This window comes from Acinetobacter sp. AOR34_HL (genome assembly GCF_027854795.1).
Taxonomy (GTDB): Bacteria; Pseudomonadota; Gammaproteobacteria; order Pseudomonadales; family Moraxellaceae; genus Acinetobacter; species Acinetobacter junii.
The window spans coordinates 23,753-49,519 of record NZ_JAKTID010000045.1 but is presented as its reverse complement, the minus strand read 5'-3'; the positions used below and the strand labels follow the sequence as shown (position 1 = coordinate 49,519).

The 25,767-nt window shown below is 38.1% G+C and carries 20 protein-coding genes and 2 pseudogenes; 11 read left to right on the top strand and 11 right to left on the bottom strand.

Annotated elements, in window-relative coordinates; genetic code table 11:
• The first annotated feature begins 1 nt into the window (after position 1).
• Positions 2-1,342, top strand: coding sequence for a sensor histidine kinase (locus MKL32_RS07860; RefSeq protein WP_125318733.1), 1,341 nt, complete (start codon positions 2-4; stop codon positions 1,340-1,342).
• Between the two features lie 79 nt (positions 1,343-1,421).
• Here MKL32_RS07860 and hemP read toward each other — a convergent pair whose 3' ends face one another.
• Positions 1,422-1,592: a hemin uptake protein HemP gene (hemP, locus tag MKL32_RS07855; RefSeq protein ID WP_004638676.1), complete on the bottom strand. Its 171-nt coding sequence runs from the start codon at positions 1,590-1,592 to the stop codon at positions 1,422-1,424.
• A gap of 176 nt (positions 1,593-1,768) precedes the next feature.
• Here hemP and MKL32_RS07850 point away from each other — a divergent pair, with 176 nt between their 5' ends.
• Positions 1,769-2,677, top strand: a complete 909-nt coding sequence (locus MKL32_RS07850; protein ID WP_171430696.1) for a thiamine phosphate synthase — start codon at positions 1,769-1,771, stop codon at positions 2,675-2,677.
• 4 nt (positions 2,678-2,681) lie between these two features.
• Here MKL32_RS07850 and MKL32_RS07845 read toward each other — a convergent pair whose 3' ends face one another.
• Positions 2,682-3,242, bottom strand: coding sequence for a tetratricopeptide repeat protein (locus tag MKL32_RS07845; RefSeq protein WP_004953994.1), 561 nt, complete (start codon positions 3,240-3,242; stop codon positions 2,682-2,684).
• Between the two features lie 20 nt (positions 3,243-3,262).
• Positions 3,263-5,668, bottom strand: a complete 2,406-nt coding sequence (mrcB, locus tag MKL32_RS07840) for a penicillin-binding protein 1B (RefSeq protein WP_039047851.1) — start codon at positions 5,666-5,668, stop codon at positions 3,263-3,265.
• 234 nt (positions 5,669-5,902) lie between these two features.
• On the opposite strand from mrcB, the gene MKL32_RS07835 reads away from it, so the two are divergent.
• Together MKL32_RS07835 and MKL32_RS07830 are read left to right on the top strand one after the other, a co-directional pair.
• The gene (locus MKL32_RS07835; RefSeq protein ID WP_005402512.1) at positions 5,903-6,811 is read left to right on the top strand and encodes an NAD(+) kinase; all 909 of its coding nucleotides are present in this window, start codon (positions 5,903-5,905) and stop codon (positions 6,809-6,811) included.
• Positions 6,808-7,080 (top strand): YeaC family protein, encoded by a 273-nt coding sequence (locus MKL32_RS07830; RefSeq protein WP_004911635.1) that lies wholly within the window; start codon positions 6,808-6,810, stop codon positions 7,078-7,080. Before MKL32_RS07835 ends, MKL32_RS07830 begins: the two co-directional genes overlap by 4 nt.
• A 41-nt stretch (positions 7,081-7,121) precedes the next feature.
• On the opposite strand, the gene MKL32_RS07825 is transcribed toward MKL32_RS07830, so the two are convergent.
• Positions 7,122-8,120: a glycosyl transferase family protein gene (locus tag MKL32_RS07825; protein ID WP_212388814.1), complete on the bottom strand. Its 999-nt coding sequence runs from the start codon at positions 8,118-8,120 to the stop codon at positions 7,122-7,124.
• Between the two features lie 243 nt (positions 8,121-8,363).
• Between MKL32_RS07825 and MKL32_RS07820 the strand changes: the two genes are divergently transcribed.
• The gene (locus MKL32_RS07820) at positions 8,364-9,509 is read left to right on the top strand and encodes an acyl-CoA dehydrogenase family protein (protein WP_212388816.1); all 1,146 of its coding nucleotides are present in this window, start codon (positions 8,364-8,366) and stop codon (positions 9,507-9,509) included.
• 40 nt (positions 9,510-9,549) lie between these two features.
• Here MKL32_RS07820 and MKL32_RS07815 read toward each other — a convergent pair whose 3' ends face one another.
• Entirely contained in the window at positions 9,550-10,176 is a 627-nt protein-coding gene (locus tag MKL32_RS07815; protein ID WP_270900380.1) for a hypothetical protein, read from the bottom strand.
• 301 nt (positions 10,177-10,477) lie between these two features.
• On the opposite strand from MKL32_RS07815, the gene pheA reads away from it, so the two are divergent.
• From pheA to MKL32_RS07790, 5 genes and pseudogenes are all read left to right on the top strand, one after another.
• Complete coding sequence (gene pheA / locus MKL32_RS07810; protein ID WP_004911627.1) at positions 10,478-11,587, top strand: prephenate dehydratase; 1,110 nt, start codon at positions 10,478-10,480, stop codon at positions 11,585-11,587.
• 107 nt (positions 11,588-11,694) lie between these two features.
• On the top strand, positions 11,695-13,944 hold the full coding sequence (locus MKL32_RS07805; protein WP_212388819.1) for a bifunctional prephenate dehydrogenase/3-phosphoshikimate 1-carboxyvinyltransferase: 2,250 nt from the start codon (positions 11,695-11,697) through the stop codon (positions 13,942-13,944).
• Positions 13,945-14,212: 268 nt separating this feature from the next.
• Complete coding sequence (locus MKL32_RS07800) at positions 14,213-14,596, top strand: hypothetical protein (protein ID WP_042890975.1); 384 nt, start codon at positions 14,213-14,215, stop codon at positions 14,594-14,596.
• A gap of 240 nt (positions 14,597-14,836) precedes the next feature.
• Positions 14,837-16,267, top strand: a pseudogene (locus MKL32_RS07795) (formylglycine-generating enzyme family protein).
• Between the two features lie 164 nt (positions 16,268-16,431).
• Complete coding sequence (locus MKL32_RS07790) at positions 16,432-17,892, top strand: aminoacyl-histidine dipeptidase (RefSeq protein WP_270900375.1); 1,461 nt, start codon at positions 16,432-16,434, stop codon at positions 17,890-17,892.
• A gap of 33 nt (positions 17,893-17,925) precedes the next feature.
• On the opposite strand, the gene rtcA is transcribed toward MKL32_RS07790, so the two are convergent.
• The 5 genes and pseudogenes from rtcA to MKL32_RS07765 all read right to left on the bottom strand — a co-directional run bounded on the left by rtcA (position 17,926) and on the right by MKL32_RS07765 (position 22,991).
• Positions 17,926-18,972, bottom strand: a complete 1,047-nt coding sequence (gene rtcA, locus MKL32_RS07785) for an RNA 3'-terminal phosphate cyclase (RefSeq protein ID WP_270900374.1) — start codon at positions 18,970-18,972, stop codon at positions 17,926-17,928.
• A 258-nt stretch (positions 18,973-19,230) separates the two neighbouring features.
• Complete coding sequence (locus tag MKL32_RS07780) at positions 19,231-19,689, bottom strand: DIP1984 family protein (protein ID WP_004806564.1); 459 nt, start codon at positions 19,687-19,689, stop codon at positions 19,231-19,233.
• A complete protein-coding gene (locus tag MKL32_RS07775; protein WP_125272485.1) occupies positions 19,689-20,393 on the bottom strand; it encodes a DUF4145 domain-containing protein in 705 nt (234 codons plus the stop codon). The genes MKL32_RS07780 and MKL32_RS07775 overlap by 1 nt, the downstream gene beginning before the upstream one ends.
• Positions 20,394-20,462: 69 nt before the next feature.
• Entirely contained in the window at positions 20,463-21,731 is a 1,269-nt protein-coding gene (locus MKL32_RS07770; protein WP_004962276.1) for an RtcB family protein, read from the bottom strand.
• Positions 21,732-22,027: 296 nt separating this feature from the next.
• A pseudogene (locus MKL32_RS07765) lies at positions 22,028-22,991 on the bottom strand (ribonuclease Z).
• 67 nt (positions 22,992-23,058) lie between these two features.
• On the opposite strand from MKL32_RS07765, the gene rtcR reads away from it, so the two are divergent.
• Positions 23,059-24,660, top strand: coding sequence for an RNA repair transcriptional activator RtcR (gene rtcR, locus MKL32_RS07760; protein WP_212388825.1), 1,602 nt, complete (start codon positions 23,059-23,061; stop codon positions 24,658-24,660).
• Here rtcR and MKL32_RS07755 read toward each other — a convergent pair whose 3' ends face one another.
• Positions 24,661-25,731 carry a DUF2157 domain-containing protein gene (locus MKL32_RS07755; protein ID WP_151790514.1) on the bottom strand — a complete coding sequence of 357 codons (1,071 nt, stop codon included), beginning with the start codon at positions 25,729-25,731 and terminating at the stop codon, positions 24,661-24,663.
• Positions 25,732-25,767: the final 36 nt, after the last annotated feature.

The window sequence follows — 25,767 nt, the reverse complement described above, 5'->3', positions numbered from 1 at the left end:
AATGAAAACCGTCTCATTGCAAAATCAATTAATTAAGACCTCTTTAATCAGCTCAGTCATGGTAGGCAGCTTAGCGCTACTCATATTTGTAATTGTCTCTGTTTACCAAACCATGCATGTGCAAGATGAAATCATGGATGAGATATCAGATATGCTGCTTCTTTCTGACCTAACCACCAGCTCAGGGAAGCAAATTGATGAGTTAAGTGAACAATTTGATATTCAATACAGATTGAAAAATTCACAACTTGTTTTAACACAATCAGAAGGTTTTTTATTAGATCAAGAACCTCGCATTTTTCCTAATGATCATCATCAGTACGGATTCTTTTGGCAGAATCATCAATTGTGGCGGAGTTATGTTGCGAAAGATCATCAAGCAAATATGAATGTATTGGTGATACAACCGTTAGAGGAAAGATTCGAGGAGTTATTGCATAGTTTTGCAGCTTACTTTTTGATTCTGCTTATGGTGTGGTCATTACAATGGATGATCTTATATTTTTTAATTAAGCGACAGTTTAAAGTAGTACATCAACTTTCTAAGCAAATTTCAGCAAAAAATGCAGAAGACTTAAGTCCCATTAAGTTTACTGAATTTGAGGTGACGGAATTACAACCAATCCTAGCTCAATTGAATTATTTGCTTAAACGTTTAGATAATTCATTAAAAGCAGAACAACGCTTTACTGCTGATGCTTCCCATGAGCTAAGATCACCGCTCTCTGCGATTCAGTTGCGCCTACAATTATTACAACGAAAATATCCAGAACGTGCAAAAGAGCTAGATAGCATACAATTAGATGTCTCTCGTGGAATTCAAACACTGGAAAATTTACTTTTACTCGCGCGTTTAGATCCTGAACATCCAGAACATTTGCCAAAGACATATTTTGATTTAAATGAAATGGTTAAACTTCTTTTATCTGACTTTTCAACTGTGATCGAAACAAAAAATTTGGAAATTGTTTATAAAAATATCTTAATTGATAAGAAGTTAGATATTTTTGCTAATGAACAATTAATTTATACCTGCCTGCGAAATATTTTAGATAATGCAATTCGATATTCAGAAGTGAATCATCTAATTCATATAAAACTCGATGATGATTCAGATTACATTAATTTAACAATCGAAAATCAAGGTGCTGGACTCGATACAGAAGTGTTAGAACGTTTAGGTGAGCGATTCTTTAGGGTGTTGGGAACCAAAACACAAGGTTCAGGTTTAGGGTTATCAATTTGTAAAAAAATAATAGAACTTCATCGTGGTAGGATCACTTTTGCACAATCATCAATTGGTGGATTAAAGGTACAAATACAATTGCCTAAAACTATTTAACGAACAAAAAGAGCAGTACGCGCTGACATACTGCTATTCCCACGTTTATTGTTCTTATACGTTTATTCTTCTATTAATCTTATTTCGTTAAAATTAATCGATTGTTACGAGTAAGGCGTAGGCGATATTCTTCACCTGCATGCATGATACGGATTTCACGTCCTAAGGCAAACAAGTTGTTTGAATGTAACATTGGCAACGATTGTGCTGAATCTGTACTGCGAGTAAAAAGATTAAAGGGTGCGTTCATTTGTTATGCTCCGTGGTGTGTTTTTTAATGATTTAAATGATAATCATTATCGAATAGACCTGTCAATGCAAATTTCATTATTTTACAAAATGATCAAATTATTTATTCTTTGACATGTGAATTGGGTTACAAACTCATTAGAATGAATTTTAAAATATCAAGGATTTTAGATGGTTATGGCAAAAGCTACTGTTGATGTTGCAATCGCAATTCTCTTACATAAATCTAAAGTGCTAGTTGGATGGCGACAAGCTAACCAACATCAAGGTAATAAGCATGAATTTCCTGGCGGGAAAATTGAGGAAGGTGAAATACCTGAGCAAGCTTGCCGCAGAGAGGTCTATGAGGAGGTAGGAATCGGACTAAAGGAGTGGCATCAGTTCGATGTTATTCGACATGAATATGAAGATATTATTGTTACTTTACATCTATTCCATGCGTATGTTCCTGATGAGCTTTTAAATTTAATCCATCAACCATGGTCTTGGTTTAGTAGAGATCAACTCGCGGACTTAAACTTTCCAAAAGCAAATTCAACGATTATAGAGCGATTGATCTGGTCTCACTTGATCAAAATTAGTGATCAAGTTGATGAATTACCGAAAACTAATTCACAAATGTATTTACGTATAGAAAGTAAAGACATTGAAAAACTTCAACAGCAATTAATTAAATTGTCTGAACAGCAATTATTGAAGCTGATTGTTAATGTGGATGTTTGGCAACAATTAAATACAGTGTTGCAAGAAAAAATTAAAACAGTCCACCTTAAACAATCTCAGTTAATGCAACTGAAAAAGGGTGATTTGGTTGTAGCTAAACGTTATATCGCTGCTTGCCATGATGCTGTTTCAGTACAACATGCGCATCAGATTGGGTGTGATGCGATTTTTTTAAGCCCTGTAAATCCGACAGCAACTCATCCAAATAGCAAAGTACTTGGTTGGGACGGATTTGCAGCATTAGCTCAAAATAGTGATATTCCAGTTTTTGCTCTAGGAGGCGTTGCGCCAGCAGATTTAGAACAAGCCCAAAAACACAATGCTTATGGGCTTGCTGGAATACGACAATTCAGTTCAATTTAACCAATTAAAGAGCTTGAATTGCTCGACGTGCTTCTTGAGCTTTGACAGGATGATTTCGTGCTTCGCTGGCTTTAAGTACGATCATCCAGAGTTGTTTTTTCATTGAGTTGCTTTGTGCATAACTTAACCCACGACGTGCTAAAGCTTCAGCATTTGCATACTGTTTGCGTTGATCTGCAATTAAGGCTAGATAAAGGTAAGTTTCAGACGCTTGAGGTGCAATACGCTGAGCCTGCAAAGCATATCGTTCAGCTTCAGCGAGTTGCTTCTGTTTATATGCCGCTTGAGTCTTCTGCATTAATGTTCTAAATGCAGGTAACTGACTCCCGTCGTTAAATTTCTGCTGTACTTTTTGTTGTGGTACAACAACCTCCACATTTTTACGTTTTATTTCTTTTTGCTCATAAGGTGTAATTTTTACACCCGAAGAAGGTGGTGTAACCTTCTTCTTTTGAGTTGTGGTGGTTGGTGACTGATTCGTCGGTTTTGAAGTGCTCTTTTCAGGTGTTAGGGTACAGCCACCCATAACTAACATAGCAGTAAGTACTGTTACTTTTTTCATCATTTCAAATCATTCCTTTGAGTTTAATTCTCGCCGTTGTAGCTACCGCTAGAAATAATTCTTGTAGAGGAGTGATTTGATAAATCATTGTCCATTTCTGTTTCACTTTCTCGAATGTAGTTACTAATACCATCGCTTTCATTGCCTTGATTGTCTTCAGTCGATGGGTTGTAAGTCGGTTCAACTTCATAGTGCGATAAACCACAAGTAGTAGCTCGACGGGGAACTGTTTGGCGAAGCAAAGGAATATACATTGCACCATCACAACCTTGAGCAGATAAATCACCGCTAGCACTATCAATCCATTGCCATTGAACATTATCTGTTTGACGTAAATTCACGGGTTCTTGGCGAAGTTGCTTCATGACATTCGTCCAAACAGGTAAAGCGCCTGATGAACCTGTTAAACCTGTTATTTTATTGTCGTCTAAACCCAACCAAACTACCGCAACATGATTACCAGAATATCCTGCGAACCAAGAGTCACGCGTATCATTTGTTGTGCCTGACTTACCAGCTAAATTTAGAGACTCAGGTAAACTGCTATATGCTGAACGACCTGTACCTGAACGCATTACTTGTTGTAAACCATAATTCAAAATATATGCCGCAGCAGGGTCAATCGTTTGTTGTACGTTTAGACCATATCGTTCTAATAAACGACCTTTAGCATCAACAACAGTGCGTATTGTGCGAGGTGGATATTTGAAACCACCAGTAGCGAAATTTCCATAAATACTTAATACCTCCATCGGTGACATATTGACTGCACCTAGATAGATTGAAGGATAAGCTGGAATGTCTGAAGTTACTCCAAATTGCTTTAATTTATTACTAAAGGTTGATAAGCCAAACTCATTGGCAAGACGTACTGTAGATAAGTTGTATGAATTTGCTAATGCCTGTTGCATTGGTACTACGCCATGTTCGCCACCACTATAGTTTTTAGGCGTCCAACTTTTATCTCCATCAATAGGGATATTGACAGCAGTATCTTCAATAGGGGTAGCCCATGTGTAGCGACCAGATTCTATTGCATTCAAATAGATAATTGGTTTGAGTAATGAACCAACCTGACGTTTAGCATCAAGTGCGCGGTTAAATCCAGTAAAATCTTGAGTAGAACCAACAGCTGCGATTAACTCACCATTTTCAGGATGGGCAACAAGAACAGCACCTTGAAGGTTCTTTAAACGAGAAGGGTTGCTACCTGCTAAGCGTTCTACAGAGCTTTTAAAAGCACTTTGAACTTGAGTTTGAGCTATTGGATCAAGTGTCGTAAAGATTTTTAAGCCTTGATTGGTAATATCACTTTCTTGATATTCTGTGCGTAGTTGGCGACGAACAATATCAAGAAAATCTGGGAATTTAGCAGGGCCTAAAGTTGGTTTACTGACAACATTTAAAGGACGTGCAATTTCATCTTGATATTCAGCTTCTGTTAAATAGCCCATGACCAACATGTTATTTAATACAATGTCACGACGTTTTTTAGCTGATTCTGGATTGCGCCAAGGATTGTATAATGATGGACCTTGAACCAAGCCTACTAGGAATGCTTGCTGAGAAATATTAAGTTCACGTAATGGTAAACCAAAATAAAATTGTGAAGCTAAACCGTAACCATTAATTGAGTAGTTGCCATTTTGTCCAAGATTAACTTCATTTAGATACGCTTCAAGAATTTCATCTTTGCTGTAATGAAGTTCAATCAATAAAGCCATTAACGCTTCATTTACTTTTCTTTTGAGCGTTTTTTCAGGAGAAAGGTAGAAGTTCTTGACCAATTGTTGTGTTAGCGTTGAACCACCTTGTCGTTTTCCGCCTGTTGCATTACTCACTAATGCACGAGCTGTACCACGAATCGAGACACCATGATGTTGATAAAAATTTCGATCCTCTGTTGAAATGAGTGCTTCGATCAACGGTTTAGGTACTTTATTTAATTTTATGAGTACGCGATCTTCATTATGTTGAGGGTAAATACCACCAATCAATAAAGGCTCTAAACGAGCAACACCCGTATTTGATGGTTTTGTTGATCTAATTTCACTCACTTGACCGTCGATAAATGCAACTTCAAGCACTTGCTCTGGTTCAGTTGTATCACCGTAATCAAAACCACGAGTGTGGACATACATTTGATTACCTTGAATAACATAGCTTCCAGATTTATCGTAATTAGAAGTGTTTTTATAGCCCAAGAGTTTTAACTCTTGAGTAAAATTCTCTTGAGTAATCGGCGCGTTCGCATAGATTTCTAAAGGACGAGCAAATACTTTGGCAGGAATATCCCAACGCTGCCCCTCAAACTTATTGCGGATAATATTATCTAAACGGATCAAATAGATACTAAAAGCAATAAATACACCGATCACTAAAATTGAAAAAATTAGTGCTAGAAAACCGATACCACGTTCACACTTCATAGATTTGCTATAAAACCAAAACAATGAGGGTAATGATGCGATAGCTTATAAGCAATTTGCAATCATAAAACTGTCAATAAATAGCAACATGAAATAAAAACTTTAAGAAAGTGTTGACATTATTCGTATAAAAAAACAACGGATATACATTTTTATACTTTTTAATCAATCATCAACGAAATTTGCACTGTTAATGATATGATAGGCAGGAATCGCGACGGAGCTGAATTATTCGTGCAAATTTCACATAAATCCTTTCGAAATATTGGTCTAATTGGGCGACCAGACAAGTATTCTGTTGTAGAAACGTTATGTTTAATCCATGATCATTTGATCACTTTAGGTTTAAACCCTGTATTCGACCAAGAAACTGCACAACTAGTTCCGTATAGTCATGGACAAACGGTTAGCCGAAATTTACTTGGTGAAGTTGTAGATCTTGTGATTGTTGTAGGAGGGGATGGTTCTTTACTCCATGCAGCACGTGCTTTAGTTCGTTACAACACACCAGTGATTGGGATTAACCGAGGTCGATTAGGATTTTTAACTGACATCAAACCTGCTGAAGCAATTTTTAAACTTGATCAAGTTTTGCAAGGACATTTTCAGTTAGATCGCCGTTTCTTATTAGAAATGGAAGTAAGAACTAACAATGAAACGATTTATGATGCAATTGCATTAAATGATGTAGTTTTGCACTCAGGAAAATCAGTTCATATGATTGATTTTGAGCTGAGCATCGATGGTCAGTATGTTTATCGTCAGCATAGTGATGGTTTAATTGTTTCAACGCCAACAGGTTCAACAGCATATGCTTTATCTGGTGGTGGACCTATTTTACATCCGAGCATGGATGCGATCGCTTTAGTTCCGATGCACCCACATACGCTTTCATCAAGACCAATCGTCGTTGGTGGGCACAGTGAAGTTAAAATTACGATACGAGAAAATCGCGTATTACCGATGGTGAGCGCAGATGGACAACACAGTGTGGCATTAAATGTTGGCGACACAGTGCATATTCGTAAACATCCGTTTAAACTAAGCTTATTACATCCACCTGGTTATGATTTTTATATGGCTTGCCGTACTAAACTGGGTTGGAATCAAGATTTTGAATCTTTTCAACAGGATGAATCATGAATATTGAACAAATGCTCGCTATTTTAAATCCTGAAATTGTTGAGCGTCTTAAAACTGCTGTTGAAATTGGTAAATGGCCAAATGGTATTGCATTGACTAAAGAGCAGCGCGAGATTTGTATGCAAGCTGTATACGCTTGGGAAATGGAAAATTTACCTGAAGAACAGCGTAGCGGTTATATCGATCGTGGTACAAAAGAAGAAGGTGAGGAATGTGATGACGATCATCACAAGAATGAACCTGAATTTAAACCGATTCGTTTTGTTTAATTATAAAAAGCTCAGTATTAACTGAGCTTTTTATTTTATACCTAGTGCACTCGTGTTTCCCAAAGTTCTTTCGCTTTAGTCATCGCTTCACCATAACTATTTACAGCATCCATCGTATATAAAGCAATTCCCATTGTTTCAATCACAGCCATTTCACCATATTCATGTGTTTGCTCACCCAACCAAACTGCTTTAAACACTGCTAAATCAAGTTCTTCTTCAATAGGACTACGATCTGGTGTCAGTTTAGGTAGTTCATGCTCGTACAATTCACCGTTTTTAATCCCACAAATTAAAGTCTTGGCATCAGGATTACGCTCAAATTCACCACCTTCACCTTTTATCACAGCGCTATTTTTATAGCCTAATCGAAAAGCTGTTTGTTGATGTGATGATCTGTAAGCTGGGTGAAAAATTGCCTGTAAAGTTGCCTTTGCATTAAATGGATTAATTAAACGTGCCAGTGTATGAATTGGTGAGCGAAGACCCATTACATTTCTGAGTGATATTAGATCACTTAAAATAGGTGATATTGCTTCAAGTGGTAAGTAAGCAAAATGATGTTGTTCAAGTTGCTGTTTTACTTCTTGTTGATTATGGCAAATTGGGTAGCCTAAATATTCTAATACCTGTTCAGTATAAACACGGTTAATTGTGTGACCTGATGCTCCATGCATTACAATTTTATAACCATGATGAGCTAATGTTAAAGCTGCAAGAATGAACCATGGATAATGCTTACGTTTTCCAGCATATGAAGACCAATCTAGATCAACATCTAAAGATTCAAAGTTGAGTTGATCTCGTGTTGCTTGAACAAAACCTGCAAGTTCATCAACAGATTCCTCTTTGACACGCAAAAGCATTAAAAATGCGCCAAGTTGAACATCTAGCACTTCATCTTTCAAAATCATGCTAAATGCTTGATATGCTTCTTCATAGCTTAAAGAGCGCGATCCTGTTTTACCTTTACCTAAAATACGAACATATTGAGCAAACGGATGTTCTGCGGTTTTATAAATATTTCGTTTGGTATTCATGATAATTCTGATGTGATCGAAAACTAGAAAATAATATGACATAAAGTTGGCTATGTTGAGTAATAAACGCTGAGATAAATTCGGTTTAATTTGTTTTGGCGAAATATTAAACATTACAAGCGAAATTATTGACCGAATCAGTCTAGTGAATTGATGCAAACGGACCATGACATCAACTTGAAAAATCATTAGCATGACTGCGAAACAAACTTTTAAGAACAAAGAAAGCGAAAGGAAATAGCGATGTTAGCTTACGATGCAGATTTGGAACTCTTCCGTGATAATTTCAAACGTTTTATGAGTGAGCATGTTGCTCCACATTACGATCAATGGGAACGTGAAGGCATTATGCCGCGCTCAGTTTGGAATTTACTGGGTGAAAATGGTTTTTTATGTGTAGATGTACCTGAAGAGTACGGTGGCTATGGTGTGCCAACACATTATTCATTGATGTTGGTTGAAGAGTCTGCTCGTGCGGGATATTGTGCTTTATCGACAGCAATTTCATGTCACTCTGAAATTGCTGCTCCTTATATTCAACATATTGGTACAGAAGAGCAAAAACAATATTGGTTACCAAAAATGGTATCAGGCGAGGCGGTTGGTGCAATTGGTATGACCGAGCCAGGTGCGGGTTCTGATTTACAGGCTATGCGTACTAGTGCAATCCTACAAGGTGACCACTACATTTTGAATGGATCAAAAACATTTATTTCAAATGGTCAACACGCGGATGTTGTTGTTCTTGCGGTAAAAACTGATCCACAAGCACGTGCTAAGGGTGTGTCGTTACTACTGGTCGATACTCATCTCGAAGGTTTCAAGAAAGGCACTAACCTCGATAAAATTGGCTTGCACTCGCAAGATACATCTGAATTGTTCTTTGATAATGTAAAAGTACCTAAAGATCAATTGCTTGGAAATGCTGGTTCTGGTTTTGCTTATTTGATGCAAGAATTGCCTCGTGAACGTACAGCAATTGCATCTACAGCTTTAGGGGCAATTCGTGGTGCAATTGATTTAGCCACTTCTTATGTAAAAGAGCGTCAAGCATTTGGTCAGGCAATTTCGCAGTTCCAAAATACGCGTTTTGTATTGGCTCAAGCGAAGATTGATGAGTTGGCAACAGCAGCTTTCTACAATCAGAACGTAGAGCTTTATATGGAAGGTAAGTTAGATGTTGAAACGGCTGCTGCACTGAAGAGTTTCAGTACAGATATGCAAATGAAGGTATCTGATAACTTACTTCAGTTATTTGGTGGTTATGGTTATATGACTGAATATCCAATCTCACGTTTCTTTGTTGATGCTCGTATTCAACGTATTTATGGTGGTACCAACGAGATTATGAAAGAAATCGTAGCTCGTGGATTGATTGGTAAATCATAAGCCGACTTTGATATCCTAAGCCTGCTTTTAGCAGGCTTTTTTATTGTTCTTCTGTTGAATATTGAATCACTGGATAAGTTTTCTGTTTAGGGAGCTTTTGTAAAGCACGATTGATATCAAGCAGAAATTTATCTGCTTCATCTTGGTTTGGCCAATAATTATTATATTGACTTCTTTTTTGAATATTCACACTACATCCTGTAACTTCCATATTCTCTGGATTAAATGACCAATCATTTGGATTTTTCAAAGTAACGTCCAATGCACTATCACAACTTTTCCAGAGCTTTACGAATGAATTTCCTGTTTGAGGTTTCAGCTCTTTAACAGGATAAATAGAATAGCCTTTCATTTCTGAATTAAAAAATAGGATAAATAGATAAGAGGGCATTCCTCCCCAATTGATCGCAGTATTTGGTGGAAGTTCAATGCTTGTTAAATCTTTTTCATTTAATGGATGTTGCTGTTGGTCTTTTTGAAATGAATTTCTTGATTTGTATTTGAGTTTGGTTGCGTTAGGAACAGTTATTCCTCTGATTTGAGTTGTTGTCGTTGTAACATAATATGGTGAAGAATCTTTATTACATCCTGTTGGATTATAGCAGCCTATGCATCCTGCTAGACTTGTGGCGATTACGCTAATCAGTAAAGGTGTTTTTATATTCATTATCATGGATAGCATCAATTTTTATTTATTACAGATTTTATCAAACTTGATTGAATTTTGTCTGTTGTGATTGAATAAAGCGGAATCTGATGCTTGATGAATAATTTTAAAAACCAAGGTCGGGATTGTAATTATTTGCGAAAAAGCATTTATAAAAATACGTAAGGGCTTTGACCTAAGCAAAAAGAGTTAAATCTTCGCGTGTTTAAAGCGTTAAAGTCTTGTTATACTAGCTTCGCATAACAGTTCATAGATGAATTGTAACCCATTTATATAGATGATTTTGCTGAGGCTGCATTCAATGGTAAACGATGGACAAAACACATCGACGTCACTTAATTTAGAACAAATTCGTAATGATATAGATAGTGTTGATCAACAAATCCAAGAATTACTTAACCGTCGAGCTACGCTGGCTGAAGCTGTAGCAAAAGCGAAATTTGCAGCTGAAGAAAACCCATTATTTTATCGTCCTGAACGTGAGGCTCAAGTTCTCCGCAAGGTGATGGAACGTAATCAAGGTCCATTGTCTGATGCGACGATGGCACGTTTATTTCGTGAAATCATGTCCGCTTGTTTAGCACTTGAAGCACCTCAAAGCATTGCATTTCTAGGTCCTGAAGGTACATATACGCATTCAGCTGTGCTAAAACATTTTGGTAAAGATGCAGTTGTGCGCCCATTGCCAACGATTGATGAAGTGTTCCGTGAAGTTGAAGCTGGTGGTGCGCATTATGGTGTTGTTCCAGTTGAGAATTCATCAGAAGGTATCGTAAACCACACTTTAGATTGCTTTAAATCATCTACTTTAAATGTGATTGGTGAAGTAGAACTTCGCATTCATCATCAATTTCTCGTATCTGAAAATACTCGTAAAGACAGCATCAAACAGATTTATGCACATCAACAAACCCTTGCTCAATGTCGCAAATGGTTAGATGCGCATTATCCAGGTGTAGAGCGTGTAGCGCTTAATTCAAATGCGGAAGCTGCTCGCCGTATTCGTAATGAGTGGCATTCTGCCGCTATTGCTTCAGATATTGCTGCAAGTATGTATAACTTAGAGATATTACATAGCAACATTGAAGATAACCCTGAAAATACGACACGTTTCCTTGTGATTGGTCGCGAGAAAATTCCACAAAGTGGTAATGATAAAACGTCTTTACTGATCTCTGCACATGATCGTGCGGGTGCTTTATTGGAAATCCTTGCGCCATTTGCTAAACATAAAATTAGTTTGACTAGTATTGAAACTCGTCCAGCGCTTCCTGAGAAATGGGCTTATGTTTTCTTCATTGATTTGGAAGGGCATATTGATCAAGAAAATGTAGCTGCAGCATTAGATGAAATTCGACCTAATGTAAAAGAATTGCGAGTATTGGGTTCATATCCTATCGCTGTTTTATAGTTCAATTTATTTTAAATCCGTTCCAGTCTCCCTCTTTAAAGGGAGATACTTTCCGATCTTTTTTTAAAGAGAGGTTAGAGAGATTTTCAGATAGGCAAAAATGTTTTATGTCTCAACCATTATTTAAGAAAGTTGCATTTATTGGGCTTGGGCTGATAGGGTCGAGTCTTGCTCGTGTGATTGTGGCAGAACAGCTTGCTGGTCAAATTGTTGCGTCAACACGCTCAAAAAAAACATTAGAAGATGCCAAAACACTAGGGCTTATTCAATACGGTTATGCAACACCTGAAGAAGCTGTTCAAGATGCAGATTTAATTGTTTTAGCCTTACCTGTCAGAGCGACGCAAAAAGTACTTGAACAGATCAAACCTTACCTAACTGAAAATGTCATTATCACAGATGTTGGTAGTACTAAAGGTAATGTGGTTGAAGCTGCTAAAGCGGTCTTTGGTGAAAATTTACCTATAGGTTTTGTACCAGGACATCCAATTGCAGGTGCCGAACATACAGGTGTGCATGCGGGTAAAGTTGATTTATTTGCCAATCATAAAGTGATTTTGACGCCACTACCGACTAGTGCAGATTGGGCTGTTGAGAAGTTGATTCAACTATGGTCTGCTGCAAAAGCAGAAGTTATATGCATGGATGTGAAGAAGCATGATGAAGTGCTTGCACATACAAGCCACTTACCACATTTGATGGCATTTAATTTGGTTGAGCAGCTTGCAAACCGTGAAGATAATTTAGATATTTTTCGCTATGCTGCAGGTGGTTTTCGTGATTTCTCACGTATCGCAGCAAGCGATCCTCAGATGTGGCATGACATTTTCTTTGCCAATAAAACTGCAATCTTGAATGCTGTAGAGGGTTTTGAACAGCAGTTATCAGTTTTGAAAAAACTGATTGAACAAGAAGATTCACAAGCATTGATGGGTTTGCTTGGCCATGCGCAAGCTGCACGCCAGCACTTTAATCATATGTTAGCCAAAAAACCTTTGATGGAGAAAAACAAGGTGACACAGCAATTTACCATTTTGCCCGGAAAGAAAACATTTACAGGTAAATTCACCGTACCAGGTGATAAGTCTGTGTCACATCGCTCAATCATGTTTGGTGCGATTGCAGAAGGCACAACACATGTAACAGGTTTCTTGGAAGGCGAAGATGCTTTAGCAACTCTTCAAGCTTTTCGTGATATGGGAGTGAGCATCGAAGGTCCAAAGAATGGTGAAGTGACGATTCATGGCGTTGGAATGCAAGGTCTAAAAGCCCCTGCTGGTGCTTTATACATGGGTAATTCAGGCACAAGTATGCGCTTGTTGTCTGGAATGCTTTCTGCTCAAAAATTTGATTCTGTCATGACTGGTGATGCATCGTTGTCTAAGCGTCCTATGGAGCGTATTGCAAAACCATTGCGTTTGATGGGAGCGCAAATTCAAACCACAGGTGAGAAAGGTACACCACCAGTTAGCATTACGGGTAGCCAAGTTTTAAAGGGTATTGATTACGACTTACCAATGGCTTCTGCTCAAGTCAAATCAGGTATTTTACTAGCAGGTCTATGGGCTGAAGGTGAAACTTCGGTAACAGAACCAGAGCCAACGCGTGATCATACAGAACGTATGTTGCGTGCTTTTGGTTATGATGTGAAAACCGAAGGCAATAAAATCTCACTTGTGGGTGGTGGTAAGTTAGTCGGTACGGATATTCAAGTTCCTTCTGATATCTCATCGGCTGCCTTCTTCATGGTGGGTGCCGCAATCACAGAAGGTGCTGATGTAGTTCTTGAAGCTGTTGGAATCAATCCTACACGCACTGGTGTGATCGAAATTCTGAAACAGATGGGCGCTGATTTGACGGTAGAAAATGAGCGTATTGCAGGCGGTGAACCTATCGCAGATATTCATATCAAAGGTTCTCGTACACTCAAAGGTATTCACATGCCTGAAGATCAAGTACCTTTAGCAATTGATGAGTTCCCAGCATTATTCATTGCTGCAGCATGTGCGGAAGGTCAAACAGTATTAACTGGCGCTGCTGAATTACGTGTCAAAGAATCTGATCGTATCCAAGTGATGGCAGATGGTTTGAAAATCATGGGCATCGATTGTACGCCAACAGAAGACGGTATCATTATCGAAGGTAAAGGAAAATCAGGTGATTGGTCTGCAATCTTTAATGGTGGCGAGATTGAATCACACCATGACCATCGCATAGCAATGAGTTTCAGTATTGCTGGTTTAAGAACCGCTGGTGCGATTACAATTCATGGTACAGAGACGGTTGCGACTAGTTTCCCAACTTTTACTGAACTAGCAAATGCTGCTGGTTTGGATTTACAAGTTGTGAACCAATAATGTGTAGGATAGCAGCATTTAATTCAATAAATGCTGCTATCTCAAGCTGATTTATAACAATAAAGTTTCAAATCTCTCATCTCGATTGAAAAATAATTAAGTTTTGCTTTGTACATATCTAATCGGGTCGAAATTCCTAAAATTTGAACAAGAAGTAAGACAATCGGCTAATCAATTAAAGACAATTGTATATATAATAATTCATACCGCTGCAGTAGGCTTTACTCTGCGATCCAGAGTTAAAAAACATAAAAATAGAGGGAATACCATGAGAACGTTGCAATTCATAGCAGATTGCCCAAAACATGGATTGATCGATCATCCACCGAATGAATGTTACATTACTCAAGAGTATGTAGCAGCGTTATTGTATAAGCAATTAGAACAATATGGTTTTGATGCTCAACACATTCGACATGAACATCAAAAGATTGAAGTTCGTATAGATAACCATCATTTGCCACTCTCTATTTTATGTTCTCAGCAAGATGTGGAAGGACATATCTTGTGTCAAATTTCAGCCAATCCACAGCAAGAACAAGCATGGTTTGAACGTATAGAGACACAAAGTATCATTCGTCAATTAGCTCAAGCTGTTGAAAATAGTTTAAAAGCTGAACATAGTTTTTCTGATTTTGTTTGGAAATCTTAATTACATATTTTTTAGCTCTATATATCTAAAGTGGATAACAAATCTGTTGATCCATTTTTTTTATTAATATTAATTAGAAATATTTATTTTTATAGTGACATTATTTAATAAAAATTAACAAATGAAAAAAATAATAGTGTTTGAATTTTGATCTACTTTTCTATTAATTTAAAAATGTTTTTTAACAAAGAATTACTCAATCTCCTCCTTTTATTCATAATACTTTTCCAGAGAATTAATATGACCACTATATCTAGTAATTATCTTAAAGGCTTTAGTGTATTGTTCGTTTGTTTACTTGCGGCATGTAATAGCGATGATAAAAATACAACTAACAATGCTTTTAACCAAAAACTAGTCGATGGAACAACTTCGTCACTACAAACACTTAGTCAAAATTTAGTATGGCAAGAAAATCAATGTGATAGTGTTTATTCAAAGGTGATCAATGATGCAGAGATTGCTGGGAAATCAGCTTTAGAATTAAGAACAAAGCTTAATAGTACAAATAACTTAAGTTTGTTATTGGAACAGCAAATTATTCCAAAACTTATCCAGCTTACCGAGGAGTCAACTTCTTTAAGAGCTAGATGTAATGCTCCAGATTATGACGGCACAGGGGTAAGTATTGAAAGACCAGCGATGTTAAGAGAAATGTTAAGCGAATGGAAAGGGACTATAAATTTATTGATTCGTCAAATAAATAATACTCCTAATATGAATCCTAAAATTAAATTAGCAGCATTAACACATACAAATATTAATGAAGCAACACCAGAAAAATCAAAGTTTAAAGATTGTTCGGATAGTTTTTGTCCAGAAATGACGGTTATTCCATCTGGTAGTTTTTTGATGGGTGGAAATCTGCAAGAGCAAGAACAACAAAATGTTCCCGCTCAATCGCGACCCTATGAATTACCTCAACACATGGTGAGAATCTAAAAGCCATTTGCTATGTCTACATATGAAACAACCCTTGCAGAGTTTCAAGCATTTCAAAAGGAGACTGGCTGGCAGGTACAAGGCTGTCGTAATTGGGAAGCACGTGATGGGGTTTTTAATATGTGGTATCGAGATGATTTAAACCCAACTAACGCAGGTATGAACCAAACGCCGCAAGATCCTGTTGTATGTGTACGCCGTGAAGATGGGAGAGCATTTGCAGAGTGGTTATCCAAAAAAACAGGACAAATCTACCGTTTACCGACAGAGGTCGAATGGGAATATGCTGCTCGTGCAGGAACTTCGACTGCATTTTACTGGGGTGATGATTTGAATCGAGATCAAGCTTGTAGGTATGCAAATGTGTTAGATCCAACCACAGTTTCTGCATTGCCACAAACAAGCTCGTGGAACTTATTTAATTGTACTGATCGCTATGCTTATACCTCACCTGTTGGGAAGTTTATACCAAACAATTTTGGTTTATACGATATGACAGCAAATGCACGGGAGTGGGTAGATGATTGTTGGCACCCAAATTATGAGAATGCACCTGTAGCTAATCGTATTTGGGGTGAGGAGAATAACGGACAATGTAATTTCCCTGTGTTACGTGGAGGCGCATGGATATACAACACTTATAATGCTCGAACAGCCTATCGAAATGCTTATGTAACTTCCCAAGCACGTTCGATCATGTGGGGATTCCGCCTAGTTCGTGAAATTTAGTTATCACTTTTAGTTTACTAAGGAATGATTGATCATTTTTATTAAAATCGACGTAAGTTTTAGATTAAGAAATAAACTAAATTTACGTTGATTGAATATTTACTTTTTAATGATTTAAGTATATTTAAATCCATTATATACATTATTTTTGTGAGTATAACTGTATGATACAGTTTGATTTTTCTAAACTATCTCCCCAAGTGGTTTGGCGACATTTTGAGACTTTGTGTACGATTCCACGACCATCAAAACATGAACAACAATTACGACAGCATCTCAAAGATTGGGCGGAACAGCGCAACCTAGAAACCTATGTCGATGACATTGGTAATCTGATTATTCGAAAAGCTGCCACAGCAGGTAAAGAGCAAGTTGCAGGTGTGATTTTACAGGGACACTTAGATATGGTGACTCAGGCAAATCGTGGTACTCAACATGATTTCTTTAAAGATCCTATTCAACCTGTATTAAAAGATGGCTGGCTTATTGCTGAAAACACGACATTGGGCGCAGATAATGGTATCGGAGTAGCACTTGCACTTGCTGTATTAGAATCAAATGATGTTGCGCATGGTCCGATTGAAGTTCTACTCACTATTGATGAAGAAGCAGGAATGAGCGGTGCTCGTTTGCTTGAGTCGGGTGTTTTAACAGGGCAATGGCTATTTAATATTGATACTGAAGAGTGGGGTGAGCTCTATCTTGGCTGTGCAGGCAGTATTGATCTAGAAGTAGGACAGTCACTTCAATATGAATCAGCACCTGAAAATTTGATTTTTGTTGATCTGTTGGTATCTGGATTGAAAGGTGGTCACTCAGGTGTTGATATTCATTTGGGGCGTGGAAATGCCAATGTGATTTTAGCCAATTTCCTGAATGATTATTTATCGCAAACAAATGGACGATTGGTTGAGTTTATCGGTGGAACAGCACGCAATGCTATTCCGCGTGAAGCGGTAGCAACCATTACAATTAAAGCAGAGCAATTAACTGAGTTAGGAAATGCCGTTGCAGCTGTACAAAAAGAATGGCAACAAAAATTACAGGGCATTGATGATCAGTTACAAATCACGGTACAAGAAAATGCTCATCATATAAATGAAGTTATCATCTTGCAACAGCAGAAAGCATGGTTACAAGCACTGGCAACGTGTCCTTATGGTATTGCCCAGTGGAGCCGTGCTTTAACTGATGTGGTTGAGACTTCGAATAATATTGGGGTGGTCAAACTGACTAAAGATGAGGCGAAGACTTTAATTATGGTTCGTTCGATGGTGAACCAAGAAGCACTAACATTTGCCCAGAAAATCCAACTGCACTTTGCCAATTTTGAAATTCAGTCTGAGTTAACGCCGTTAGTTTCGGGTTGGACACCAAATCCAGATTCAGCTGCGTTGAAATGTCTGCAACAAGCTTATCAATCAGCATTTAAGATTGAGCCAAACTTGAAAGTGATTCATGCAGGTTTGGAGTGTGGAATTATTGCTGAACACTATCCAGATTTACAGATGGTATCTTTTGGTCCTGATATTCAAGGTGCACACGCACCAGGTGAAAGAGTTAAAGTAGATACGGTAGAGAAATGCTGGAAATTATTGGTCACGGCTTTGGAATCTGTAAGATAAATTTCATAGAAAAGAAGCTCATTCATGAGCTTCTTAAACTTTGACAATGACCTGAAACAGATTTTTGTCTAGTTCAATAAATTCAATTTCACAATCAATAAATTTTTCAATCATCACGGCTTGTGTGCGGGTATGTTCGCTAATACATTGTGCGGTAAATTCACCACCTTGCACCAATGCCAAAGGTAATAGCAACTGATCCGCTAAATATTCATCGACAGCAGCATTAGACTCCATATATTGCTTCACCTGTTCCGCCAAATGATTGGCAATTTGTTCTGCACTTTTGCGCATTTCACCTAAAGTAGTAAATAGTTGAACGTGATGTTGATGTGCAACTTTGACATACGCTGTATTGCCTTGACTGATGCCATTTAAATGGAATTGCTGCTGAGTATCTAATTTCAATCTTTTATTTAACGTTGCCAGTTCTCGTTGTGCAATTTGTGCTTCTTCGGAAAGGTTGAGTACAGCTGCAAAAGCCTCAGTGCTTTGCAAAGTACCACGATCTAATAAATTTAGTTTGTTTCGATGTTGCCAAGGCTGAATCTTGATTTGAATTTCACCAGCACCAATCGGGAAGAAACCTGCTTTATTTAATTTAAACTCGACCCCTATTCCAAGTTTTTCTAATGCTGGTAAAAAGCAATGCTCGATAAAATCTGCCGTTGGCGCAAGCGGGTTATGTGTACCTCCGGAAATTGTGAGTTCACTGCTTTCATTTTGCAATAACAAAGCAGGTAAAAGAGTTTGCAAAACCAGTGTTGTACTCCCTGCCGAACCAATCTGGAATTGGTATTTTCCACTCTGTACATGCTGTGGAGCAAAGTACAAACGCTGGCTATGCAGTTCAGCACCTTCTACATAAGCTTGGCTGATGTGTTGAGATGCCTGTACACAGACTAAATGCTGACGCATTAAGCCTGGCTTTTTACGCCCAGCACGAATGTTGATTAATTCAAATGCCTGACCTGTAATCATCGAAAGGGCAAGGGCAGTTCTTAAAATTTGTCCACCACCTTCACCTTGTGAGCCATCAATCTGGATGGTTGCTGGCATATTTGGCAAAGCTTTATTCACTTTTATTTTCCTTATTTTGTAATTTAATGAACATACTGTCAGTACATGGTAATGCAAAGTAACGCGTGACTTTGCTTTCGGCAAAGGTTTGCTAGGTACATGATGCTGAGCCTAATCAGTGAAGATTGATGCACGGCTCACATGCTGCCATAGCCGCCTGAATTATTTTCAATCCCTCAGATCGGAGTAATGCAGGATCTTGTACTCGCCCAGTATGTCCAAACTGTGCTTGTGAACTAAATTCACAAAATCTGTTGTCTATTCGACTAAATCAATCTGCCAATTGGCTGCCTGTATCTTGATATTTAAATCACGTAGTTTCGCGCTGATATCATCGGCCTGTTTTTGCAAGCTAGAAACAGGGATAACTTTCTTCCATTTAATCTCACGTGAGCTATAACGATCTGGTTCACGATGGGTATTGGCAATCGCATCAACGAGAATCTTATGCTGTTCAGCATAACTATCACGCAAGCTTAATAGGGATAGCAATATTTTGCCATCCTCCAGCTTTGCTTGTGCATTGGTCAAATGAATACGACAAATCAACTGATTGCTTTCTTGGGTTAAAGCAAATACCTGTTTGATCAGTTCATTTGGATCTTCACTCGGTTCATCACCATCTTGTACCAATACATTGGCGTTGATCCGTTGTTTTAATGAAGCGAGCTTTTTTTGTTGATCGCTTCGAAGTAAAAGTGCTTCTGCGAGTTTCATTATTCATTTACCAATTTTGGAGTGTTTTTTTGTTCAGCTTTTTGCGCATCTAGCCCAATTAAAGCTTCAAGCTGTTTTTGTCGTTCATGTCTTGCGATGTACCATTCTTTCATCAGCATTTCAATTAAACCAATAAGCATTTGAGCTTCATTCGGATCAACATCAATTATTAAATCAATGTCTTTTTCCATGTGGGCACCAATGTTGCCAATTTTTCTAACAGCATCGATTGCTTGCCAAGTAATAGGATCAATTCGATCTTTGATTGCATAAATTTCATCAATTAAACGAGATTTTGTTTCACCCCAAAAGTCACGAATCATGCCCTGTAAACATCTTCGTGATAAAGTTGCTGATGCCTTAGGACTAAGATCGCGAATCAAACAAGCTTCGTTGTAATCATCTAAAACAGCTTTAGGAATATAATCTGGAAACTGTTTTGCAAGTGAACTGGGTTTTAACTGCCACGTAAATAATGGATCACCGTATGAACTACTACTGATGTCAAGATCATATGTATGGTGTAGGCTGCTATTTAATATAAATTGTTTACATTCATTATTTGGGCAAGTAATAGCTGTAAATGTAAAAGCAAGGTCTCCTTCAATGTTTCCTTTATTAAATTTAAAGCGGTTACGATAAATATTTGAATCTGTAATAGTCGCGTTTTGATTGCAGTAAGGGCATGTCCACGAAAAAGCCATTTAGTTTCTCCTAAATTTAATCTTTTTTTAAAGTTGTAATCTAAAATGAACATTTAGATCATACTATTTCTATCCTTTAACACACACTACTTGTCTTAGTGTATAAACCACTTCAACCAAATCTTTTTGTGCATTCATTACATCTTCAATCGGTTTATACGCCGATGGAATTTCATCAATCACAGCCGCATCTTTACGGCATTCCACACCTTCAGTCTGGGTAATCTGATCTTCAACAGTGAATCGACGTTTTGCTTCAGCACGGCTCATCACTCGTCCTGCACCATGTGAACATGAACAAAATGACTCCTGATTTCCAAGACCACGAACAATAAAGGACTTGGCGCCCATTGAACCTGGGATAATTCCATATTGTCCAAGTTTGGCGCTGACAGCACCTTTACGAGTGACCATCACTTCTTCGCCATAATGTTCTTCCTTTTCCACATAATTATGGTGACAGTTCACCGCTTCCAATTTGGCATTAAAAGGTTTTGGAATAATCGTTGCTAAAGCTTTAATCGCTGATTGCATCATGATTTCACGGTTTTTCATGGCAAAGCGTTGTGCCCAACCCACAGCAAACCAGTAATCATCAAAATGTTCAGTTCCTTCAACTAAATATGCCAAATCTTTATTGGGTAAGTTAATAAAGTGCTTCTGCATATCTTTGCGTGCGAGCTCAATAAAATGGTTACCTATGGCATTACCGACACCACGAGAACCTGAGTGCAACATAATCCAGACATGATCATGTTCATCTAAACAGATTTCTACAAAGTGATTTCCTGTACCTAAAGTTCCCAACTGCTTGCGGTTGTTGGTATTTTTTAGGCGAGGGTGTTTAGCACAAATCAACTCAAAGTCTGCAACCAAACCTCCCCAAGCTTGATCTACCATTTCAGGTGGTGTTTCCCAAGAACCTTTATCTCGTCCACGTTTGGTCATTCCATGTGGAATCAAGCGTTCAAGTTCGGTTCGTAAAGCATGTAAATTATCTGGTAAATCCGATGCTGTTAAGCTGGTACGAGTCGCCATCATTCCACACCCAATATCCACACCGACGGCAGCAGGGATAATCGCACCTTTGGTTGGTATTACGCTTCCAATCGTTGCACCTAAACCAAAGTGAACGTCTGGCATCACAGCCATCCATTTATAAATAAAAGGCATTTGAGCCGTTTGTAATAACTGCTGTTTTGAGTTGTCATCAACAATTACGCCATTGGTCCACATTTTTACAGGCATGCCTTTTTCATTCTGTAGAACTTGATAAGTACGTTTTTGTTGTTCTTGTTCAAATTGAGCTTGTTGGTTAATTTGTTCAACGACAGACATTTTCATTTTTCCTTTCAAAGCCTGCCTGCCAAGCGTTTGCAGGCAGGTGATATTCACAATATCCCAGTGATGTTGTGTACTTATGCTATTGCAGTGACTATGCCAACTTTTTAAATTTAATTTAAATCCAATTTAAGTGATTGATAATTAATTAAAATAAATTTTTAATTTTTTTAAAAAATATGTTTGTAGATGATTTTGTCGATATTTGTATATCTAAAAAGATATTTAATTATCTTAAAGGATAGATTGTCTATCCTTGGATGTTATTGATAGATCAAATATAAGGTGATCTATTAAGATTTATCAATTTTTGTAAGTTGACCTATCATATCTAAGCTAAATTGATCGAAATCATCAGCTAAATAAAAGTTGCCTTGATAATATTGGTGGACTTCATCTGCAATTGCTCTTTGTCCAATTTGGTCCTGATGACGTGGACTGAAATGCGTCAGAATGAGATTGCCTAAATTATGTTTTTGTGCAAATTCAGCCACCATTTTGGCGGAACTATGCATTGGGCCTGAACCCACTTTATCTAAAATAGCTTGAGTGTAAGTGCTTTCGTGAATTAGGAGTTGAGCATCTTGGCAAGCTTGTGCCAACAACTCAGGGCTATCATTATCTCCACCGACAATCGCATGTACACATTGCGTTTGGGTTTGAATAAAAATCAGCTGCTTTTAAGGTTTGCTCATTTAACTGGACGTCTAAGCCTTGCTGTAAATCGCCCCAAACTTTGCCTTTTGCTACGCCGAGTTGAATTAAAGCCTGAGTATCTAATTTCTTTTGGGTGTATTGCGCAATAATACTAAATGCAAAACTGGGTACACGATGACTGAGTGGATGGGCTTGAATTGAAAGTTCATCTGTTATCTGTAGTATTTGAACGGCTTCATTCACATTGATAAAATTGAGTGGATAGGGCAAATGTAAATCCGTTAATTGGGCCGTAACTTCAATCCATTGTTGAATTTCTTTTGGGGCAATAATGGTTAAAGGTGCAGTACGGGCATTCATACCTGCACTGGCCAATAAACCAACTAATCCATAACAGTGATCACCATGAACATGGGTAATGCAGATCGCAACTAAGTTCTGTAATGAAAGTTTAGCCTGTTGAATGCGATGCTGTGTGCCTTCACCAGCATCGACCAATATCCAGTCTTTATTCTTGCTGTTGCGGATGGCTAGCGCAGAAACGTTGCGTGTTAGGGTGGGCACACCAGAAGATGTGCCTAAAAAAGTAAAATGAAGCATATTGTTGGATTTTTTCACTTAAATACGTATTGTATATGATAGACATTTATAAAATATTATAGAAATTATGCTGAATGCAAAGAAAACTGTCGTAATTGGCTTTGTGGGTTCTACCTTGGATCAAGGAAAGCGTCCTGACCGATGGCAACGCTGGCGTCCGACGCTAAGCCTTCTGATGCATGAAGATCTTATTGTAGATGAATTGGTGCTATTACATGATCGCCAACATCATAATTTAGTCAAATTTATTGCTGAAGATGCTCAGGATGTGTCGCCATCGACTACGGTGTCGGGTCAGCGCGTGAGTATCCGTGATCCTTGGGATTTTGCTGAGGTTTATGGTGCGCTATATGACTTTGTTAAAAGTTATCCCTTTGATACTGAAAAGAACAACTATCTTTTACATATCACCACAGGTACACACGTTGCACAAATCTGTTGGTATCTACTGGTCGATGCCAATTATTTACCTGCAAAGCTGATTCAAAGTGCACCCAATCAACAGAAAACGCCAGAAGGTGAATATCGCATTATTGATCTAGATTTATCCCGATATGATGTTTTAAAGCAACGCTTTGAAGATGAGCAACAACAAAACTGGCAACAGTTGAAAGCCAATATTTCAACCTATAACCCTGAATTCAATCAACTGATTACAGAAGTTGAGTTGGTAGCAACACGTTCAAGTGCGCCGATTTTGATTATGGGCTCAACAGGTGTGGGTAAATCGCATTTAGCCAAACAAATTTTTCAGTTAAAGAAAGACAACTTTCATTTAAGTGGGCGTTTTGTTGATGTGAACTGTGCGACGCTTCGTGGTGATAGTGCTATGTCGAGTTTATTTGGACATATTAAAGGAGCTTTTACAGGGGCAGCGGCTTCAAGAACAGGCTTATTAAAAAGTGCTGATCAAGGTATTTTATTTCTGGATGAAATTGGCGAGCTTGGGTTAGATGAACAAGCGATGCTCCTCAAGGCACTCGAAGATAAATCTTTTTTTCCAGTCGGAAGTGATAAAGAGGTTCAGGCAGATTTTCAGTTGATTGCAGGGACAAATAAAGACCTGAGAACAGAGGTACAAGAAGGTCGTTTTCGTGAGGATTTATGGGCGAGGTTGAATACATGGACATTCTTTTTACCCAATCTTAAAGATCGAATAGAAGATATTGCCCCGAATATTGAATTTGAGTTGCAACGTTTTGCTGTAAATCATCAGCGTCAATTACGATTTCAACGTGATGCCCTTGATGCATATTTGAAATTTGCCAAGTCTAAACAAGCATCTTGGCAGGGGAATTTTCGAGATTTAACCGCCAGTGTGACGCGGTTAGCGACATTATCCAGTGGTGAGTTGATTCGTTCGGAAACGGTAGAAAAAGAGATTCAGCGTTTAAAGCAGTTATGGTCGATTCAAACCATACAAAACCAATCTAAAGACGTAGATATTTTGCTCAAATATTTAGATCAAACACAATTGAGTGAGATTGATGAGTTTGATCAGATTCAGCTGCGTGGCGTACTCCAAGTTTGTGAAAATGCCAAGTCGATGGCTGATGCTGGACGGCAGCTATTTGCTGCTTCACGCCAGCAACGCAACACCACAAATGATAGCGACCGAGTCAAAAAGTATTTGGCTCGGTTTGGCTTGAGTTGGAGGGATTTTCAGTAATTATTCAACTGGATGGTCTTTCTTTATTTGTGATTGAGCTGGTAGAAACTCTAAATTCCAAACTTTTTCGGCGTGTCGGCCAATCCACCAGAAAGATGTAGCGAGCAAGATAAAGAAAATGGCTTTGTGCATGCCATTCCAAAAGAACTCAAAATACTTGGTGTAGAGATTAATAAATAAGAAGGTGATACCAAAACCGCGTGAGGTAGCATCATCATGTTTTAAACCATAAACAATCGCGATGATGGCAATAAATGCGAAGAGAATACCCCAATGCAACAGCTCATATTGTTTAACGTTATACCAGCTATTCAAATCACCGTAATTACCAAAGATCGAGAGAATCCATAAGGCAATAAATAGATAAAGCAGTCCCATGACATAAGTTGAATGGGCGAAGTATCTAAAATGCGCGTAGCGTTTAAACAGCAAGCTTAAACCAATCAATACGCCGCCAAAAAAGACAAAACGTAAAGGAAAGTTCATGCCTAGGTAATAGGCTCCCCAACCCGACATATAGCCAGTTTCCGTCCCAAACCATGACCCGAGAGAAAGTAAGGAAAATAACCAGATCAGTTTAGAAGGGAACCAAAAGGCAAGTGCTGCATAAATAATGGTGGAGAGCAAGAATAGCAAAGAGAAATGCCCACTGCCTGTATCAATCACTTGACCGAAATAGGCGATGGATGCTGCCGTAGAAAGCACGCCTGCAAAAATAATCGCTTCATTGCTAAATTGATGTAAGGGTTTGGTTTTACGTCGACGATAGGCAAAGCCATAAAAAGCTAGAGCAACAGCAGCAAAAACTAGACAAGGAATAATTTTGGAATCTATAAAGATTCTTTCAATCAACTTCATCAAATAATCATCAAGTGTGATAGCGGCTATTGCGATCACTGTACAAATCATTGATATCCAAAATGAATATTTTGCGAGTCGTTCCCAGTCAAAAGGCCGAATTGAAAAACTCTGATTTAATTCATTGGCAACATCAGGCGTAATCGTGCCTTGTTGGTGCCAATGCTCAATGGTTTGCTTTAAAAAAAGTCCCTGTTTTTTATTTAATTTCATTATTAAAGAACCTAATGTCTGTACATCTATATTGAT

What these genes read in the sequence shown, in the direction of transcription:
- MKL32_RS07860 (WP_125318733.1), top strand. Translation starts at nt 2, where the DNA reads ATGAAAACCGTCTCATTGCAAAATCAATTAATTAAGACCTCTTTAATC.
- hemP (WP_004638676.1), bottom strand. Translation starts at nt 1,592, where the DNA reads ATGAACGCACCCTTTAATCTTTTTACTCGCAGTACAGATTCAGCACAA.
- MKL32_RS07850 (WP_171430696.1), top strand. Translation starts at nt 1,769, where the DNA reads ATGGCAAAAGCTACTGTTGATGTTGCAATCGCAATTCTCTTACATAAA.
- MKL32_RS07845 (WP_004953994.1), bottom strand. Translation starts at nt 3,242, where the DNA reads ATGATGAAAAAAGTAACAGTACTTACTGCTATGTTAGTTATGGGTGGC.
- mrcB (WP_039047851.1), bottom strand. Translation starts at nt 5,668, where the DNA reads ATGAAGTGTGAACGTGGTATCGGTTTTCTAGCACTAATTTTTTCAATT.
- MKL32_RS07830 (WP_004911635.1), top strand. Translation starts at nt 6,808, where the DNA reads ATGAATATTGAACAAATGCTCGCTATTTTAAATCCTGAAATTGTTGAG.
- MKL32_RS07825 (WP_212388814.1), bottom strand. Translation starts at nt 8,120, where the DNA reads ATGAATACCAAACGAAATATTTATAAAACCGCAGAACATCCGTTTGCT.
- MKL32_RS07820 (WP_212388816.1), top strand. Translation starts at nt 8,364, where the DNA reads ATGTTAGCTTACGATGCAGATTTGGAACTCTTCCGTGATAATTTCAAA.
- MKL32_RS07815 (WP_270900380.1), bottom strand. Translation starts at nt 10,176, where the DNA reads ATGAATATAAAAACACCTTTACTGATTAGCGTAATCGCCACAAGTCTA.
- pheA (WP_004911627.1), top strand. Translation starts at nt 10,478, where the DNA reads ATGGTAAACGATGGACAAAACACATCGACGTCACTTAATTTAGAACAA.
- MKL32_RS07805 (WP_212388819.1), top strand. Translation starts at nt 11,695, where the DNA reads ATGTCTCAACCATTATTTAAGAAAGTTGCATTTATTGGGCTTGGGCTG.
- MKL32_RS07800 (WP_042890975.1), top strand. Translation starts at nt 14,213, where the DNA reads ATGAGAACGTTGCAATTCATAGCAGATTGCCCAAAACATGGATTGATC.
- MKL32_RS07790 (WP_270900375.1), top strand. Translation starts at nt 16,432, where the DNA reads ATGATACAGTTTGATTTTTCTAAACTATCTCCCCAAGTGGTTTGGCGA.
- MKL32_RS07780 (WP_004806564.1), bottom strand. Translation starts at nt 19,689, where the DNA reads ATGAAACTCGCAGAAGCACTTTTACTTCGAAGCGATCAACAAAAAAAG.
- MKL32_RS07775 (WP_125272485.1), bottom strand. Translation starts at nt 20,393, where the DNA reads ATGGCTTTTTCGTGGACATGCCCTTACTGCAATCAAAACGCGACTATT.
- MKL32_RS07770 (WP_004962276.1), bottom strand. Translation starts at nt 21,731, where the DNA reads ATGTCTGTCGTTGAACAAATTAACCAACAAGCTCAATTTGAACAAGAA.
- rtcR (WP_212388825.1), top strand. Translation starts at nt 23,059, where the DNA reads ATGCTGAATGCAAAGAAAACTGTCGTAATTGGCTTTGTGGGTTCTACC.
- MKL32_RS07755 (WP_151790514.1), bottom strand. Translation starts at nt 25,731, where the DNA reads ATGAAATTAAATAAAAAACAGGGACTTTTTTTAAAGCAAACCATTGAG.